18 protein-coding genes are annotated in these 13,179 nt (G+C 67.5%); 9 read left to right on the top strand and 9 right to left on the bottom strand.

Annotation, left to right across the window (positions count from 1 at the left end):
* Positions 1 to 119: 119 nt before the first annotated feature.
* The gene (locus tag ACFVVM_RS32740; RefSeq protein ID WP_387626251.1) at positions 120 to 254 is read left to right on the top strand and encodes a hypothetical protein; all 135 of its coding nucleotides are present in this window, start codon (positions 120 to 122) and stop codon (positions 252 to 254) included.
* Positions 255 to 276: 22 nt separating this feature from the next.
* Here the strand turns inward: ACFVVM_RS32740 and ACFVVM_RS32745 are convergent, their stop codons facing one another.
* On the bottom strand, positions 277 to 777 hold the full coding sequence (locus tag ACFVVM_RS32745) for a hypothetical protein (RefSeq protein WP_387626254.1): 501 nt from the start codon (positions 775 to 777) through the stop codon (positions 277 to 279).
* A 296-nt stretch (positions 778 to 1,073) separates the two neighbouring features.
* On the opposite strand from ACFVVM_RS32745, the gene ligD reads away from it, so the two are divergent.
* Both ligD and ACFVVM_RS32755 read left to right on the top strand, forming a co-directional pair.
* The gene (gene ligD, locus ACFVVM_RS32750; protein WP_387626256.1) at positions 1,074 to 2,024 is read left to right on the top strand and encodes a non-homologous end-joining DNA ligase; all 951 of its coding nucleotides are present in this window, start codon (positions 1,074 to 1,076) and stop codon (positions 2,022 to 2,024) included.
* A 31-nt stretch (positions 2,025 to 2,055) separates the two neighbouring features.
* The gene (locus tag ACFVVM_RS32755; RefSeq protein WP_387626259.1) at positions 2,056 to 2,322 is read left to right on the top strand and encodes a hypothetical protein; all 267 of its coding nucleotides are present in this window, start codon (positions 2,056 to 2,058) and stop codon (positions 2,320 to 2,322) included.
* Positions 2,323 to 2,350: 28 nt separating this feature from the next.
* Here the strand turns inward: ACFVVM_RS32755 and ACFVVM_RS32760 are convergent, their stop codons facing one another.
* From ACFVVM_RS32760 to ACFVVM_RS32780, 5 genes are all read right to left on the bottom strand, one after another.
* Entirely contained in the window at positions 2,351 to 3,058 is a 708-nt protein-coding gene (locus ACFVVM_RS32760) for an NUDIX domain-containing protein (protein WP_387626261.1), read from the bottom strand.
* A gap of 219 nt (positions 3,059 to 3,277) precedes the next feature.
* Entirely contained in the window at positions 3,278 to 3,853 is a 576-nt protein-coding gene (locus tag ACFVVM_RS32765) for a hypothetical protein (protein WP_387626263.1), read from the bottom strand.
* 344 nt (positions 3,854 to 4,197) lie between these two features.
* Positions 4,198 to 5,484 (bottom strand): hypothetical protein, encoded by a 1,287-nt coding sequence (locus tag ACFVVM_RS32770; RefSeq protein WP_387626265.1) that lies wholly within the window; start codon positions 5,482 to 5,484, stop codon positions 4,198 to 4,200.
* Positions 5,485 to 5,805: 321 nt separating this feature from the next.
* Positions 5,806 to 6,561 carry a hypothetical protein gene (locus ACFVVM_RS32775; RefSeq protein WP_387626267.1) on the bottom strand — a complete coding sequence of 252 codons (756 nt, stop codon included), beginning with the start codon at positions 6,559 to 6,561 and terminating at the stop codon, positions 5,806 to 5,808.
* Between the two features lie 76 nt (positions 6,562 to 6,637).
* Positions 6,638 to 7,765 carry a hypothetical protein gene (locus ACFVVM_RS32780; protein WP_387626269.1) on the bottom strand — a complete coding sequence of 376 codons (1,128 nt, stop codon included), beginning with the start codon at positions 7,763 to 7,765 and terminating at the stop codon, positions 6,638 to 6,640.
* 82 nt (positions 7,766 to 7,847) lie between these two features.
* On the opposite strand from ACFVVM_RS32780, the gene ACFVVM_RS32785 reads away from it, so the two are divergent.
* On the top strand, positions 7,848 to 9,560 hold the full coding sequence (locus ACFVVM_RS32785) for a helix-turn-helix transcriptional regulator (protein ID WP_387626271.1): 1,713 nt from the start codon (positions 7,848 to 7,850) through the stop codon (positions 9,558 to 9,560).
* Positions 9,561 to 9,659: 99 nt separating this feature from the next.
* Positions 9,660 to 10,166 carry a hypothetical protein gene (locus ACFVVM_RS32790; RefSeq protein ID WP_387626273.1) on the top strand — a complete coding sequence of 169 codons (507 nt, stop codon included), beginning with the start codon at positions 9,660 to 9,662 and terminating at the stop codon, positions 10,164 to 10,166.
* A gap of 21 nt (positions 10,167 to 10,187) precedes the next feature.
* On the opposite strand, the gene ACFVVM_RS32795 is transcribed toward ACFVVM_RS32790, so the two are convergent.
* The gene (locus ACFVVM_RS32795) at positions 10,188 to 10,538 is read right to left on the bottom strand and encodes a hypothetical protein (protein WP_387626275.1); all 351 of its coding nucleotides are present in this window, start codon (positions 10,536 to 10,538) and stop codon (positions 10,188 to 10,190) included.
* Positions 10,539 to 10,805: 267 nt separating this feature from the next.
* The gene (locus tag ACFVVM_RS32800; protein ID WP_387626277.1) at positions 10,806 to 11,081 is read right to left on the bottom strand and encodes a hypothetical protein; all 276 of its coding nucleotides are present in this window, start codon (positions 11,079 to 11,081) and stop codon (positions 10,806 to 10,808) included.
* Positions 11,082 to 11,288: 207 nt separating this feature from the next.
* Here ACFVVM_RS32800 and ACFVVM_RS32805 point away from each other — a divergent pair, with 207 nt between their 5' ends.
* Positions 11,289 to 11,915, top strand: coding sequence for a hypothetical protein (locus tag ACFVVM_RS32805; protein WP_387626279.1), 627 nt, complete (start codon positions 11,289 to 11,291; stop codon positions 11,913 to 11,915).
* A gap of 23 nt (positions 11,916 to 11,938) precedes the next feature.
* Here ACFVVM_RS32805 and ACFVVM_RS32810 read toward each other — a convergent pair whose 3' ends face one another.
* The gene (locus ACFVVM_RS32810) at positions 11,939 to 12,118 is read right to left on the bottom strand and encodes a hypothetical protein (RefSeq protein ID WP_387626393.1); all 180 of its coding nucleotides are present in this window, start codon (positions 12,116 to 12,118) and stop codon (positions 11,939 to 11,941) included.
* Here ACFVVM_RS32810 and ACFVVM_RS32815 point away from each other — a divergent pair.
* The 3 genes from ACFVVM_RS32815 to ACFVVM_RS32825 all read left to right on the top strand — a co-directional run bounded on the left by ACFVVM_RS32815 (position 12,047) and on the right by ACFVVM_RS32825 (position 13,111).
* Complete coding sequence (locus ACFVVM_RS32815; RefSeq protein WP_387626281.1) at positions 12,047 to 12,226, top strand: Tn3 family transposase; 180 nt, start codon at positions 12,047 to 12,049, stop codon at positions 12,224 to 12,226. The two genes, ACFVVM_RS32810 and ACFVVM_RS32815, sit on opposite strands and share 72 nt — an antisense overlap.
* The gene (locus tag ACFVVM_RS32820; RefSeq protein ID WP_387626283.1) at positions 12,223 to 12,402 is read left to right on the top strand and encodes a hypothetical protein; all 180 of its coding nucleotides are present in this window, start codon (positions 12,223 to 12,225) and stop codon (positions 12,400 to 12,402) included. Before ACFVVM_RS32815 ends, ACFVVM_RS32820 begins: the two co-directional genes overlap by 4 nt.
* 64 nt (positions 12,403 to 12,466) lie before the next feature.
* A complete protein-coding gene (locus ACFVVM_RS32825) occupies positions 12,467 to 13,111 on the top strand; it encodes a class I SAM-dependent methyltransferase (protein WP_387626285.1) in 645 nt (214 codons plus the stop codon).
* Positions 13,112 to 13,179: the final 68 nt, after the last annotated feature.

Raw genomic sequence — 13,179 nt, forward strand, 5'->3', positions numbered from 1 at the left:
GTTCGACGGGGTGCAGTGCCCGGTCTGCGGCCTCGTCGTCTGGCAGGGTGTGCGGCGCCGAACCAGCGCGGTGTACTGCTCACCGGCGTGCCGCCAGGCGGCCTACCGTCGTCGCCAGCGTGACCGTGACGGGTTACCGTCACGCGGCCAGCGAGACGACAATCGGCGTGACGGTATTCCGTCATGGCGGCACAGCTCGTAGCGAAGTGCTGGGCACCGTCACGGTGATGCCCGACCCGGTCGCCGTCGCGTGACGGTGACCGGGCTCGGGATGGCTCAGGCCGGGATCAGGCTGCCCGCGTAGGCGCCTGCCGCGCCACCGGCGGCGGCGCCGGCGAGCGCGCCCGCCATCATGCCGGGCCCGGCGAAAAGCACGACACCGGCGAGGGTGCCCAGTCCCGCTCCGACTCCGGCGCCGACACCGCACCCGACCGCGGGAACGACGACACAGCCCACGACCCCGCCAGCGACGCCACCGGCGATCGCCAATGGAATCGTCGGTACGAAGCCCGCCGCGGTGCCAGCCGCACCGCCAGCGAGCGCGCCGAGGGTGGCACCGGCTGCGAAGCCGTTGAAGACGTGAACGTTCGACGGCTGACCGTCGACGACCGGATCGGCGATCGGCTGTGCCGGGTCGGCGGCCGCGAGCACGGCGGCCGGTGGCGCGGCGGGGGCAGCGGTAGCGGGCGCGGTGGTGGCGAATCCAGCGATCCCCACCGCGGCCGCCAACGGTAGCCCGATCGACGCGACACGTCGCCCCTGGTTTCTGATGTTCACGTTGAATCCCTTCGTCGGTCCGCGCCGAGGACGGCGTCGAACCAGCTGATCGGGCCGGACTTCCCCACCGGCCCGGCGTCACTCCAGCACAGGGCGAACGACCTGCCAAAATCCGCAGAGATTTCGCTATCACCGCAGGTGGGCGCTGTTCAGGGACGTTTTCGGGGCGCGACCGGGCGATGTGTCGGACATGACCGTGAACACCACCGCGATCAGCGGTGACCAGCATCACCAGCCCGTCCGCACTCCGTGTCGGCGAACCGGATCGATGAGTTAACTGGCGATACGCTGATCAGGTGTCAAAGCCGACACCGATGCTCGCCGTGTCCGGGAGTCCTCCCGGTACCGACTCGTGGGCCGTCGAGTTGAAGTTCGACGGCATGCGCGGCCTGGCCCAGTCCACCGCCGACGGCCTGTGGAGATTGTTCACCCGGAGCGGACGCGAGATCGCCGCCGCGTTCCCCGACCTCGTCGCCCGGCTCGACGACGCGTTCGACGGCCGGCGCCTGGTCCTCGACGGCGAAGTGATCGCCGTCGACGGGGATGGGCGCCCATCGTTCTCCCGGCTGCAGCGGCGCATCCACCGGGTCTCCGCGCCGATCTCGGTGATCACCGAGACCCCGGTCGACTACGTAGCCTTCGATCTCCTCGAGCTCGACGGAGCACCCGTCACCGGCCTGCCCTACACCGAGCGACGGGCCCTGCTCGAATCGCTGGAACTCCCCCGCCACGGACTCCAGCTCGCGCCGAGCTGGCCGGGCCCCGAGGCCGAGCGTGTGCTGCAGCAGGTCAACGAGCTCTCGCTCGAGGGGATCGTGTCGAAACGCCGCGACAGCACCTACCAGCCCGGCCGCTCCCGCTCCTGGATCAAAACCGTCGCCCGCCAATCGCTTTCGGCACTGATTCTGGGATTCCTGCCGGGCACCGGGCCGAACACCGACACCTTCGGCGCACTCGTGCTCGGAGCACATCACCGCGACGGCACGATCCACTACCTCGGCTGCGTCGGCAGCGGATTCACCGGTGCCACCCGACGGATACTGCGCGAGACCCTCGACACCCTGGTCGTCGACGAGGCACCCGTCGACATAGCGCTGCCCGGCGTCCGGTGGGTCAGCCCCATCCTTGTCGCCGACGTCCACTACCGAAGCCTGGGAGCCGACGGCGCGCTGCGCCATTGCTCATTCCGCGGCATCAGAGCCGACGTCGCACCGGACGCGGTCGAATGGCCCGCCCCGATCTCCTGATCAGCACCCGCTGTCGGTCCACACCGCTACGGTGTCGCAGATGTGGCCCTGCTCGGCATACGGCGCCGACCTCGACGAGACCGGCACCATGTGCTTCGTCGCCGGTCTCGGCGAGCGCAGATGCGCCCACCTCGACGAATGCCGCGAGGTCATCAGCGAGGAGCAGCGGCGCGTGTATCGCCGAATCAACGAACTGGCGGCGCACGGAGATGATGTCTGGGCCGAACTGTCGCTCGACATCACCGATCCGACACAGCTTCTCAACGGCGAGGAACACGACGACGAACCCGAGACCTGACCCTGGAGCATCTCGGCGTCGCTCCAACTCATCGCCTCGGCACACCCAATTCTGTTGCTTCGCTGCGAAGGATGGCCGGGTGCAGTGTGGTGGCGGGACCTGGCCGGTAGAGCGCGGCGGGCCGCCCGCCGTTGCGGGTGGTCTGCTGCCCGGTGGGGACCAACGCGGCCTCGGTGCCGGTGATCTTGCGTGAGAAGTTTCGTTGGTCCAGGGGTTGACCCCAGATGATCTCGTAGACCTGCCGCAGCTCGGTGACGGTGAACTCCGGCGAGCAGAAGCGAGTGGCGAGCGTGGTGGATTCCAGCTTGGCCCTGGCGCGGTTCACCGCGTCAGCGACGATCTGGTTGTGGTCGAATGCCAGCTCTTGTCGGCCGTTCAGGATCGGGGCGACGGGCAGCCATGCTGCGGCCCGTGCATCGTCGCCCGCGACGGGCGTCGCGGCGTCGGGCACGAATGCCAGGTAGCAGATGGTGACCACGTGTTCACGGGGATCGCGGTCCGGGTGACCGTAGGCGCGCAGCTGCTCCAGGTGCGCACGATCGAGATCCAGCCCGGTTTCCTCGATCAGCTCCCGCGCCGCCGCTTCGTCCAGGTCCTCGCCGCGTTCGAGGTGTCCGCCGGGTAGTGCCCACCCGAACGGTTCTTCGCCTCGCTCGACGAGCAGGATTTTCAGGGTGTCGTCGTGCACGGTGATCGCGGCGAGGTCCACCGTGACCCTGAACCGGGTTCTGCTCATGCCGCACCACCGCGCATCTGCCCGGCGTATCGGCGCGATGTGTCGCGCCAGGACTCGATGGCCGTGATGGCCCGGTCGACGTTCATGGAACACCCCTGGTCATTTACGTCAGTCTGACACTATTAAATGTAGCGCACGAATAGTGTCAGTGCGACATAAATGGTGTCCGCGGACCTCCACGAGCCGGAGCCGCGGCGACGAGTTCCCCCTCGGACCGGTTCAGTCTGGTGTCACCTCGTGTTCGTCGTGCAGGACCCAGCCAGGCACGAACGCGGGGAACTTCTCCTGCAGCATCCGCACGTCGGCCTCGACACCCCCCGCCCGGGTGAGCATCTCAGCGTAGGGCCCATCCGCGGTGAACAGCGTCCAACGCCGCGTCGTGCAGTCCTCGACGTCGTAGACGAACAGCGCGCCGTAGAGCCCAGATGCGGGTTCGCCCAGCGCCGAGAGCCCGGCGCGGATCTCGGCGTCGAGCAGCTCGCCGTGCAGCAGAGCGAACCCCGCGATCGTCATTCCCGGCCCGATCAACACTGTCTCCCTGCAGTATGCGCTGGTCAGGCGCTGGACTCCTGGCGGGCTCGGTGTAGCCGGCGTTGTGCGCTTGCGGCTGCCGCGACGCGGCTGTGGCGCGGGATGATCGGCCAACCACGCCTGGATCTGTGCGAGGTCGTCCCACTGCACCTCCGCGACCGCGACACCAGTCGTCCAGCTGCCCAAGACCGGGCCCGACAACAACTCGCACCGCACGCTGGCCCGGCCAGGGACCGAGTCGAGCTGACGCGACAGCACCCGCACCCGCGCACCGTAGAGAGGCGCGTCGTGCTGACCCGGCAGTAAGACCACCGTTCCGCAGGGCCTCGTCGACATTTCTCCAGTATGCGCGCGACGTGCGCCGAGGGATTCCGCGCCGTGCGTTTTCCCGGGCCCACGGACTCGCACGGCGCACACCCCTGGCACGCTGGCGGTGTGGACGGGATCAAGGTCGACTCGAGATCCTCGAGGCGAGTAGCGATCGCCTCGGCCGGCATCTCGATCAGCTGCAGCGGACCAACTCCGCGGGTGAGGCTGTGCGCACCGCGCTGCGTGACCTGCGGTCCTGACCAGCCTCACCCCGAACATCTACCAGCCGCGGTGGTCGGTCAGGGCTTCTTGTCCGCGAGGTCGCGCAGGACCGTGGCGCGGTGGTGTAGCCGTTCGACGCGTTTGGCGTCCTCATCGGTCTCGACGGTCTTGCCGTACACCCGTGAGGCCATGTAGTCGTCCTCGGCGGCGAGCTCGCGCAACTGCTCGGCGGTGAGCAGCTCGGCCTTGAGCGCGGCCTGGTGGGCGACGCGCGCGAATTCCGCCGGCGTGGACAGCGTCCGACTCCCATCGGGCTGGGTGTGCAGTTTGGCCTCGTGGTGTGCGTACTCGGTGCGCGCGGCGTTCCAGCCGGTGAGCACTTCCTCGGCTGCTCGCCGCAGGGTCGCTGCCTGCAACGTCGGGTGATCGACGGCCTGGTCGAGGTTGTAGTCCGCCCACAGTTCCTCGACCTCCTGCCAGTAGATTTCCTCGGCGGGATGCACCCAGCGCTCGTCGATCGCGGAAACGAATCCGTCGTCGGGCTCGACCGCGACGAGTTTGCCGACACCGCGACCACGACGATCGACCACAGTCGCGGCCAGCTGCTCACCCCGACGCCGCGCCGACGCCTCGTCCGGACCCGCCAGGACCGCGGTGCTGCGCAGCGCGCGCCAGAATCGCAGCGCGGTGTCGGCGGGCAGGACCTGCAGCAGAGGATCTGGGTCGTCGGTCCCGGATTCGAGCGTGATCGCGGCGCGCTCCAGCGCCGCGGCGTAGGCGTGCACGTGGGCGGTCTCGCGCGCACCGAACGGCCGGTCGGGCTGATCGCGCAGCGCCCACGCAGCCGGTGGATAGTCCGCGATGAGGTCGGCGCGCTGCTGCGGCGACAACTCGTCGGCGTCGACCTCGGCCACATACGCGCGACCCGGGGCAGGATTCGGCACTTCCACTGCGGCGCAGCCGATCCCGGGCACGTGATGGTAGAGCTCGCGCAGGAAGAAGGCGAGACGCTCGCAGGCCTCATCTGCGTCGGTCGCTGCGGCCCTGGCCTCGACGTAGACCGTCCAGTACCGCACGAGCCTGCCCGCACGGCGGGCCTCCCATTCCTCGACGGCCGCCGCGGCCTCACGGACCTGATCGGCTTCTCGGCTCCGGTCGTCGTCGGCGAGGTTTCGGCTGCGGGCGCGGGCGTCGTCGATCATCCGCGCCGCGAGTTCGGGGGTCGCGCCGGTCAGGCGCATCCGCTCGAGGATGGCGGGGTCACCGGCACCGCGGTCGTCGCTGTAGTGCGCGGCGGTATAGGAACCGCCCTGCTGGGCGGCGCGGGCCTTGTTGGCGCGCTTGCGGGCTCTGTTCGCTGTCATGGCTCTGCTCCCATGTCATCGGCGACGACCCCACGCCTCGACGCCTCGGGACCACAGGTCATAGACGAGCGAGAGTTGTTCTTTCAGGCGCGGAGTCCGAGACCCTTCGTTCCTCGAAGCCGTTCCGACGTGGGCGGTCGGGCTCGGAGTCAGCCCAGCGCAGGGGGCCAGATCCGAGAATAGCCCAGCCACCGCCACCCCGGCAGGGGTGTTGGAGACGGTTGATCTGCCGGGACTCTTACCCTGGGCTCCTGGTGGCATCCGTCGGATAAGGTTCCCCGTCGTGGTCGCCGAATTTCGGGCGGATATGGGGTGCCGCGATCAGCTCATTGCCCGGATCGCCTGCACGAGGTCGGCCGCCAGGATGCTGGTTGCGAGAGCGACTTCCTCAGGCTCGCCGACTCCTTCTTCCGCGCTGCCGGCCATGGCGGAACCGATCGCCTCGGGCCCGGCGCCGAAGAGGTCGTCGAGGTAGGTGACCGCCTCATCGGTCACCTCGCTGCTGATCTCGTCGGCGAGCAGCACCGCGAACGTCGCGGCCAGGACGTCGGTATCGAAAGTCAGCAGAATCCGGTAGAGGTCATGAGCGTCCTTGTCGTTGAGTCGATCCGGGTTCGGATCACCAACCCGCTCACCGATCTTGTGGCACTTCGCCACGATCAACGCCGCCGGCCCGGCGACACGGGCAGCGATCGCTCGGCCGTCGGCGGGATCGAGCGAACGCACAATCATCTCGCCGAAGTCGACGACGGCAGCCTCCAAGCCGTGCGCGCGACGCATCGACATCTTGTGGTGCGGTGGCTTGTTCACACTGCGCTTGCCCTTCGGCCCCGCGGCGAGAGCCGCAGGAACCATGATGTCGACGGGAATCCCGTCCTCGACGGTTACCCACGCGCCTGGTTGGAGCTTCTCCGGGTCGGGAATGAAGTTCGCTCGCCGCATCGCCGCGTCGATCGTCGGGTCCTCGCCGAGACGGCGAAGGTCGATCGCGACATCGCTGTCCTTGGTCGATTCGGCAATGGCCACACGGGCACTGCCCGTGTGGAGGTAGACCGCCTGGGCGCCGATGATGATCACCGAGTCCCGGTGCTCGCTCAATGCCTCGAGGGCATCGAGTAGCACGCTGCGCGTGCGGGCGAACAGACCGAATGGATCAGCGTCGGCGCCAGGACTTTTCATTCTTCTCCATCCAGTGCAGCAGTTCTTCGGCTTCCGACGGTGCACGTCCCGGCCCGCGGAGCAGGTCGGTGGCGACCTGGGCAGGCGCGGCGATGCGCAGGCCGTCGAGCGCTTCGCCACCTCGAGCGAGGAGCACAGGATAAGCCGGAGTGGCGAGCACCACATTGGCACCCTTCTCAGTACGCCTCAATCCCCAAGCCTCCGCAGCGCTTTCGGGATTCTGGGCGTAGATCATCGCCGCCCGCGCGGGCGCGTAAGCCTCCCACGTCGCGGCCGCGATCGATCCGGTGAAGGCATAGGCGGGAACCTCGGCACCGCGCACGACGTCCAGGAACGCGGGTAGCCCGCGCGGCGCGATCCAGCGCGAAGTCCGATTGGTGCCGACGAACTGGTAGTCCTCGCTCCACCGGCGCAACAGCGCGACCCAGTTCGGCACCGTGAGGACGGTGCCCTCACGCTCGATCAGGGCTTCCTGCTCGAGGAAGTCCAGCACCCGATACGCCGAGCCGGTCGCCACATCCGCGGCATCGATGAGGTGGCGAACCTTCCACGGTCTGTCGAAGTCGAGCAGCGCACGTACCACCTTCGCGGCAGGCTCGCCCTGCAGCGTGCCGGGCGGTCGGCCCGGCCCTCGCCAGGGGTCGCTGTCGGCGCCGGTTGCGGAGATGAATACCGCCGCGTCATCGGCGCGCAGCAGCAGGTTGCCGGTGGCGTCGGCATAGGAGAACCCGGAATCCTCAAGGCGCCGGCGGGTCGAGGGCGACAAGAACCGAGAGACCAGCATGGCGCCGACGCCCGCCCGCCCGGCGATCGTGGTCTCGAGCTGGTCGCGCAGCCGGTGGATGTCGTTTGCACGGATCACGGTTCGGGCCGCCACGACAAAGGTGAGGACCGGCCCGCTCGGCGGGTACAGGCTGAACTCCGCGTCGATTCGCTTGTCGTTGAACCGCTGCCCCTGGCCATGGAAGTCCCACGTCCCTGGCAACCGTTCCCGAATCGCGGCCGCCGCGAACTCGATCGCCTCGGCCCTGTCTCGGGGCGGTTCAGTCCCAATAGCAGGCATGTTCGGATAATACCCCGATTCCGTGTAGCGCGGAATCAAGCAATTACCTGAACATCAACCAAGTGGCAACACAAGACTCACAGCAACCTAGTAAACGTAGTAAACGTGTTACCCTGTGGATGTGAACCCGTACGCGCTGCCAGCGATCCTGACGAGCCAAAACCTCGAAGCACTGCTCAACATCGGCAGGGCCAGGTTGTCGAGGCTTCGCAGCGACGACCCCACCTTCCCCAACCCCGTCGCGGTCCTGTCCACTCCGCGCAAGCCCCGCTGGCTGAGCCGCGACATCATCCGCTGGATGGTCATCGACGGCCGCCTCGGCGAGGACGCACTCGAACCGTTCGCGGTGATCGACGACGAGGGACCGATCGCGCAGCGATGGCAACTTGCCGACGCCGAGTTCGTCACCATCACCGGACTGCGGCGCCCCGTCGAACTGCGGACCCTGCGCTACACCGCGATCAACCCCGAGGACCCGAGGAAAGTCGCGCTGTGCGTGCCCGTCGGCGACCACCCTGACCTGCCAGCGATCTCGCACTGGATTCCCACGGAGGCGCTGACCCAGCTCGGCTATGCCGAGGCTCGCGGTGCGGTCGCCTGGATCGTGCCCACCGCTCCAGGCGGCTGGCACCCGGGCACCGTCTACGGAGCCACTGTCGACAGCGCTGAACGAGAGCTGGACATGCGCCTGCTCCGACCGAACACGCTCTCTCAGCTGCTGGGGCACCCACTCCCGTTCTGGCAGCGCGGCGCCGTTTCCAAAGCGGCCGCCTCGATCTGGGTTCCGGTGCCACACACCGAGGGCCCGACTCCTCCGGTCCCGGCGGGCCCGGTCCCCGCGCTGGCGGAATCGAAGGAGTTCCGCGAGCAGTGCGCCGAAGTCATCGCTCAGATCTCCACAGGTGCGCGGGACGCTCCCGAAGGCACCGTCGCCCAGCTCGCCCAGTTGGGCAACACGATGTGGGATATGAGGGTCGGCGAGTTCGACTGGGCCGGCCATCGGCGCAAGGACCTGGATCCAGGCTGGACCCTGCCGATCATCCCGCCGCGGGAGAGCAACGACGAGCCCGAACCGTTGCTCCCCGTTCAGCCACCCTCGGTCGATCTGTTCGAAGGCCTCGAGTGGCTGCTCGACCAAGAAGGGCTACCCGACCAGATGGCCCAGATCGGCGTCGGATTCTACGGATATCCGCAATCGGTCGAGGTGATCGACATCGACCTCACAACCCTCCCGGCGCGGCTGCGCCAGCTCCTCGAAAACGCCTTCACCCCGATCGAGCACCGCACATCGTGGCTGCACACTGCCCTGCACCGCCACATCGCGGGAACCGAGCCGCACCAGCCGCCGATCCCAGCCGGATGGAAAGCCGATCCGGAGCCGCACACCCATCCCGCGCTGATCGTTGGTGATCGACGCGTCTACCACGTACCTCGACAGACCCTCTCGCTCGGAACGCCCAGCACGGTGCACCTGGTCGGTACCGGCCCCACTGACATGCGCCGCTACGCGGCATTTCTCGTCGACCGGACCGGCGCCGTCGTGCCGATCGCGATCAACGCACGATCCACCACAGAATCGATCGCCTACGTCCTGGCTGCCGTCGCTCTCGGATTCGACGAGCCCCTGCACATGAGCCGATATCCCAAGCTGAGCGCGGCCCCTGACCTACTGATACGAATGACCGAGGCGATGGAGTCGACCGATCACCTCGAAATCGACTGGACCACACTGCTTTACGCGGTCGGACCGCGCGCGAACGGACTCGACGACCGGGAGCTGGCCAAGCTCCTCAACGACCGGTCGACATCCCCGTGGCGCGACAACGACAGCTGAACGCCCCTCGCCGAACCGCAATACCCGGCGCGGTGGCGCGCCGAACCTGTTGTTGCCCTTGCGATCACGCGACGCCGCACACGTTAGGAGCACGAACCAATGCCAGACCCGAGAATCGTTGTCGATGTCCACCGCGAGCCCGAGCGGGTCGTCGACTGGATGCTGCGCTCATATCCGGCGGCCGCGCTGCGCGGCATCGGCCACGACGACCTCGCCGAGATGGTGACCAGTCTGGCGCCGGTCGCGTCCGGACACCTGAGCACGATCACGAAGCTACGGCCCTACGCCAACTCGTTGCGCCGGATCGCCCAAACACTCGACACCCGCAGAGTCGGTGACTCAGCAACGTCGGTGGACATGAGTCTCATCGAGCCCGCACGCACCGCGGCCAACGACGTGCGACTGGATCTTCTCGCCCGCGGCACCCGCGCCGGATGGTGGGCCTACGCCATCGCCGAGAACGCCTACCGCTACGGCGCCAACAACGCTTCCGACCTCGCTGCGACGGTCACCGCGATGAACGACTCCTACATGACCTTGCTCAGAACACTCACCGCTGGCCCGCAACCCGAACCGGTCACCGTCGTCTTCCCCACCGGGCCCTGACGAACCCGCCGCCAGGGCAGATCAGGCCGACGCGGCGGTGGGCTCACCGCGGAACCCGCGCGCGATCGCGGCAGCGATCACGGTGGCATCGACACCTTCCGAGATCGCCTCGCGGTGCAGGCCTTCCAGCTTGCCGAGCAACGCCAGGGCCTGGTCGGCGGTGTCACGCACGGCCTGGATCTGGGATCGAGCGGCGTCGAAATCGGTATCGGCCTCGAGCGCTTCACGAGCAAGATCGAACGCGACGTCGACATCACTCTCGTCGTCGGACAGCACTTCACACACCTGCTCGGCGACCCCGGACAGGTCATCGAGAAGCGGACCGGGGCCAGCGAAATACGCTGCCTCCGCCGCGTAGTCCTCGGCGGTCATCGAGCCCGTCCTCCGGTGATCATCGGTCATGGCCGACAACCTTAAGCGCGCCCCCGCCCGGACGAAACACGACGACGAAACCGCACGGACCATCGGCGCCACCGCCGCCAGCTCGGGCGCCATTGCTCGACCGCGACGACAAACTCCTGGCCACCTTCCTACAGGGCTGCCGCACCAGCTTCGCTGGCTTGCCCTCCAACTCCGTGGTCACCGCACAGCGGGCGACACCGATGCCGTCGACCAGGGCGCCCGAGTCAGTCTGACTGCTCATGTCGACGCGGGGTCGTCGTTGCGGGGTGACGCGGTCCGGCGGCCGAGCCACGGCAGACGGGCCATCGAAACCCAGCTCGGGTCAGCCGTGCCCGGCTCCCGTCCGCGCAAGTACCGAGTCTCGGCCAGAACGAGGTACGCGGCCTGGCGGACGGCAGGATCTTTCGCGCGCACGGCGGCGATGCCCGCGTACAGCCTTGTCGGCCCGTCGTGTGACAGCCACACCAGCAGGCCATACCCGATGACCGAGCAGATCCCCACAGTGTTGATCATGACCGGGCTCCCTTCTCTCACTTCACGATTGCGTGAGAGGAACCGTAGAAGGCAGGGGTGCAGACTGTTTCAATCCATGTTTTGCCTGGTAGCTAGCAGCCAGGCATGCGTCAGAGTCTCACCACGGTGCTTTGGCACGACGCGGATGCCGGCAGGAACGCCTCAACGACGTTCCGGCCGAGGCGGTCCTGCTATACGGTGCCTCGGGTGACCGAACTCCCCCGCGCCGCCTACATCCCCTTCCAACCTGAGCACGGGTACAACCGAGCAGTCGAGATCGCTATCGCCTACCTCGACCGTGTCGGTGCCCGCGGCACGATCGTCGTTGTCCCCCAGAAGAACACCCTCACCGTCTGCCCGCCGTTGAACGCCTACGCCACAGGACGTCCTGTCCTGACTCCGAAGAACTCGAACCAGTCCGGGATCGGCTACGGCCGTCCCGCTCTGGTGTATGCACCGGGACAGCGGGAACTCGCGCTTGCCACCGAGTTCGCGCGGAACGCGCCGATCGCGGTCGTGGAAGACGCGGGATTCTCGTCCTCGCGGTGGGCTGACGAGATCGGGGCAGCCAACGTGATCGAGCAGAAGATTCACGCGGTCGACCGCTCGGCTGAACACCAGCAGCTGCTGGAGCGAATCGAATTCGCGGGCAACAACGGTTGGGGCGACGCCTACGGACTACGGGATCTGCGCCGCCTCCTAGGGGAGCTGCAGGAGCGATCCTTGCTCGACAAGGACGAGGTCTTGGCCTACCTCATCGTGCACGGCAAAGCCCATCATTACGACGCTCTCGTTCGTGTCGGCAAGGAGATCGAAAAGGTGCAGGCGAGCTGAACACAGCCGACGCTGACCAGCAGCTACGCCTGATCGCGGCCGATGATCAGCACGACGGCGAGCACCACCAGGGCCAGCACGAGGACTGCGGCATCAGCTACGACATCCTGTCCTGGACCGACGAATGGTATGTGCGCGAGGAGACCCTGCGCGCGGCGAATCTGGTGCTCATCGACTACCACCAGCGGCCTGCCGCTGACCACGGTGTTCGGACCGGCACGGTGTCCTCGAGCGACGGGCAGCGCTTCCCGACCCGCGGCAAGTCGACCACGGCACCCTGTTCTGACCAGCACTATCGTTGGACCTTGTGAGAAGGGTCCAGGTAGGAGATGTCGTCCGGGTCGGGTCGCTGGCGACCAGGTGGCGGGCGGCGCCGATCGGGACGGTCGAACAAGTCGATCCGGCCGGCGTCGAAGTACGGTTCGCTGAACTGGTGAACGGCACCGATCACTGTTACGCGTCCTACACCGAACTCACCATCGTTTGACAGGCACCTTCGCCGTTCCCGGGTAGCGCCGAGTCCGCCGCGATCATGGAATATCGTGCCGGTCATGACCACGGATGATTGGTTGGCCGACACCCGAACCTCTTATGACACAGTCGCGGTCAGCTATGCCGACCAAGTGCGCGGCGCCCTCGCCGGACACCAGTACCTTCGCGCGGCTCTGGCATTGTTCGCCGACAGCGTGCGGACCGCTGGCGGCGGACCGGTCGCGGACGTCGGCTGCGGCCCCGGTGAAGTCACCGCCCACCTGCATGAGCTCGGTGTCGACGCCTTCGGTATCGACCTCTCCCCGGCGATGATCGACGTGGCCCGGCGCGACCACCCCGGCCTGCGGTTCGAGGTGGGCTCGATGACGGAACTGAACCTGCCCGTCGCTTCGGTGACCGGCCTGCTCGCCTGGCAGTCTTTGATCCACATCCCAGACGACGAGGTGCCGACTGTATTCGGGCGCTTCCACCAAGCATTGCGTCCCGGCGGACCGTTGCAACTCCTGTTTCACGTCGGCGGCGAGTCGCTGTTGAAGACAGAGGGCTACGGCGGTCACCCGATGAAGGTCCATGTCCACCGCCGCCAGGCGAACCAGGTGGCATCGTGGCTGCACGATGCCGGATTCGTGGTCGAGGCCCAGATGCTGCTCGACCCGGATGCGAAAGCTCAGCAAGCGATTCTCTTCGCACGCAGTAAGTCCTAACTTCTGCATATGTCGGGCTCGCCATTCGGAACCGCGAGGTCCCCGACGTACACCGCCCAGGTGGGCGC

Origin of the sequence: Nocardia sp. NPDC058176 (assembly GCF_042883805.1) — a bacterium.
Lineage (GTDB): Bacteria > Actinomycetota > Actinomycetes > Mycobacteriales > Mycobacteriaceae > Nocardia.

What these genes read in the sequence shown, in the direction of transcription:
- ACFVVM_RS32825 (WP_387626285.1), top strand. Translation starts at nt 12,467, where the DNA reads ATGACCACGGATGATTGGTTGGCCGACACCCGAACCTCTTATGACACA.
- ACFVVM_RS32790 (WP_387626273.1), top strand. Translation starts at nt 9,660, where the DNA reads ATGCCAGACCCGAGAATCGTTGTCGATGTCCACCGCGAGCCCGAGCGG.
- ACFVVM_RS32795 (WP_387626275.1), bottom strand. Translation starts at nt 10,538, where the DNA reads ATGACCGCCGAGGACTACGCGGCGGAGGCAGCGTATTTCGCTGGCCCC.
- ACFVVM_RS32770 (WP_387626265.1), bottom strand. Translation starts at nt 5,484, where the DNA reads ATGACAGCGAACAGAGCCCGCAAGCGCGCCAACAAGGCCCGCGCCGCC.
- ACFVVM_RS32800 (WP_387626277.1), bottom strand. Translation starts at nt 11,081, where the DNA reads ATGATCAACACTGTGGGGATCTGCTCGGTCATCGGGTATGGCCTGCTG.
- ACFVVM_RS32760 (WP_387626261.1), bottom strand. Translation starts at nt 3,058, where the DNA reads ATGAGCAGAACCCGGTTCAGGGTCACGGTGGACCTCGCCGCGATCACC.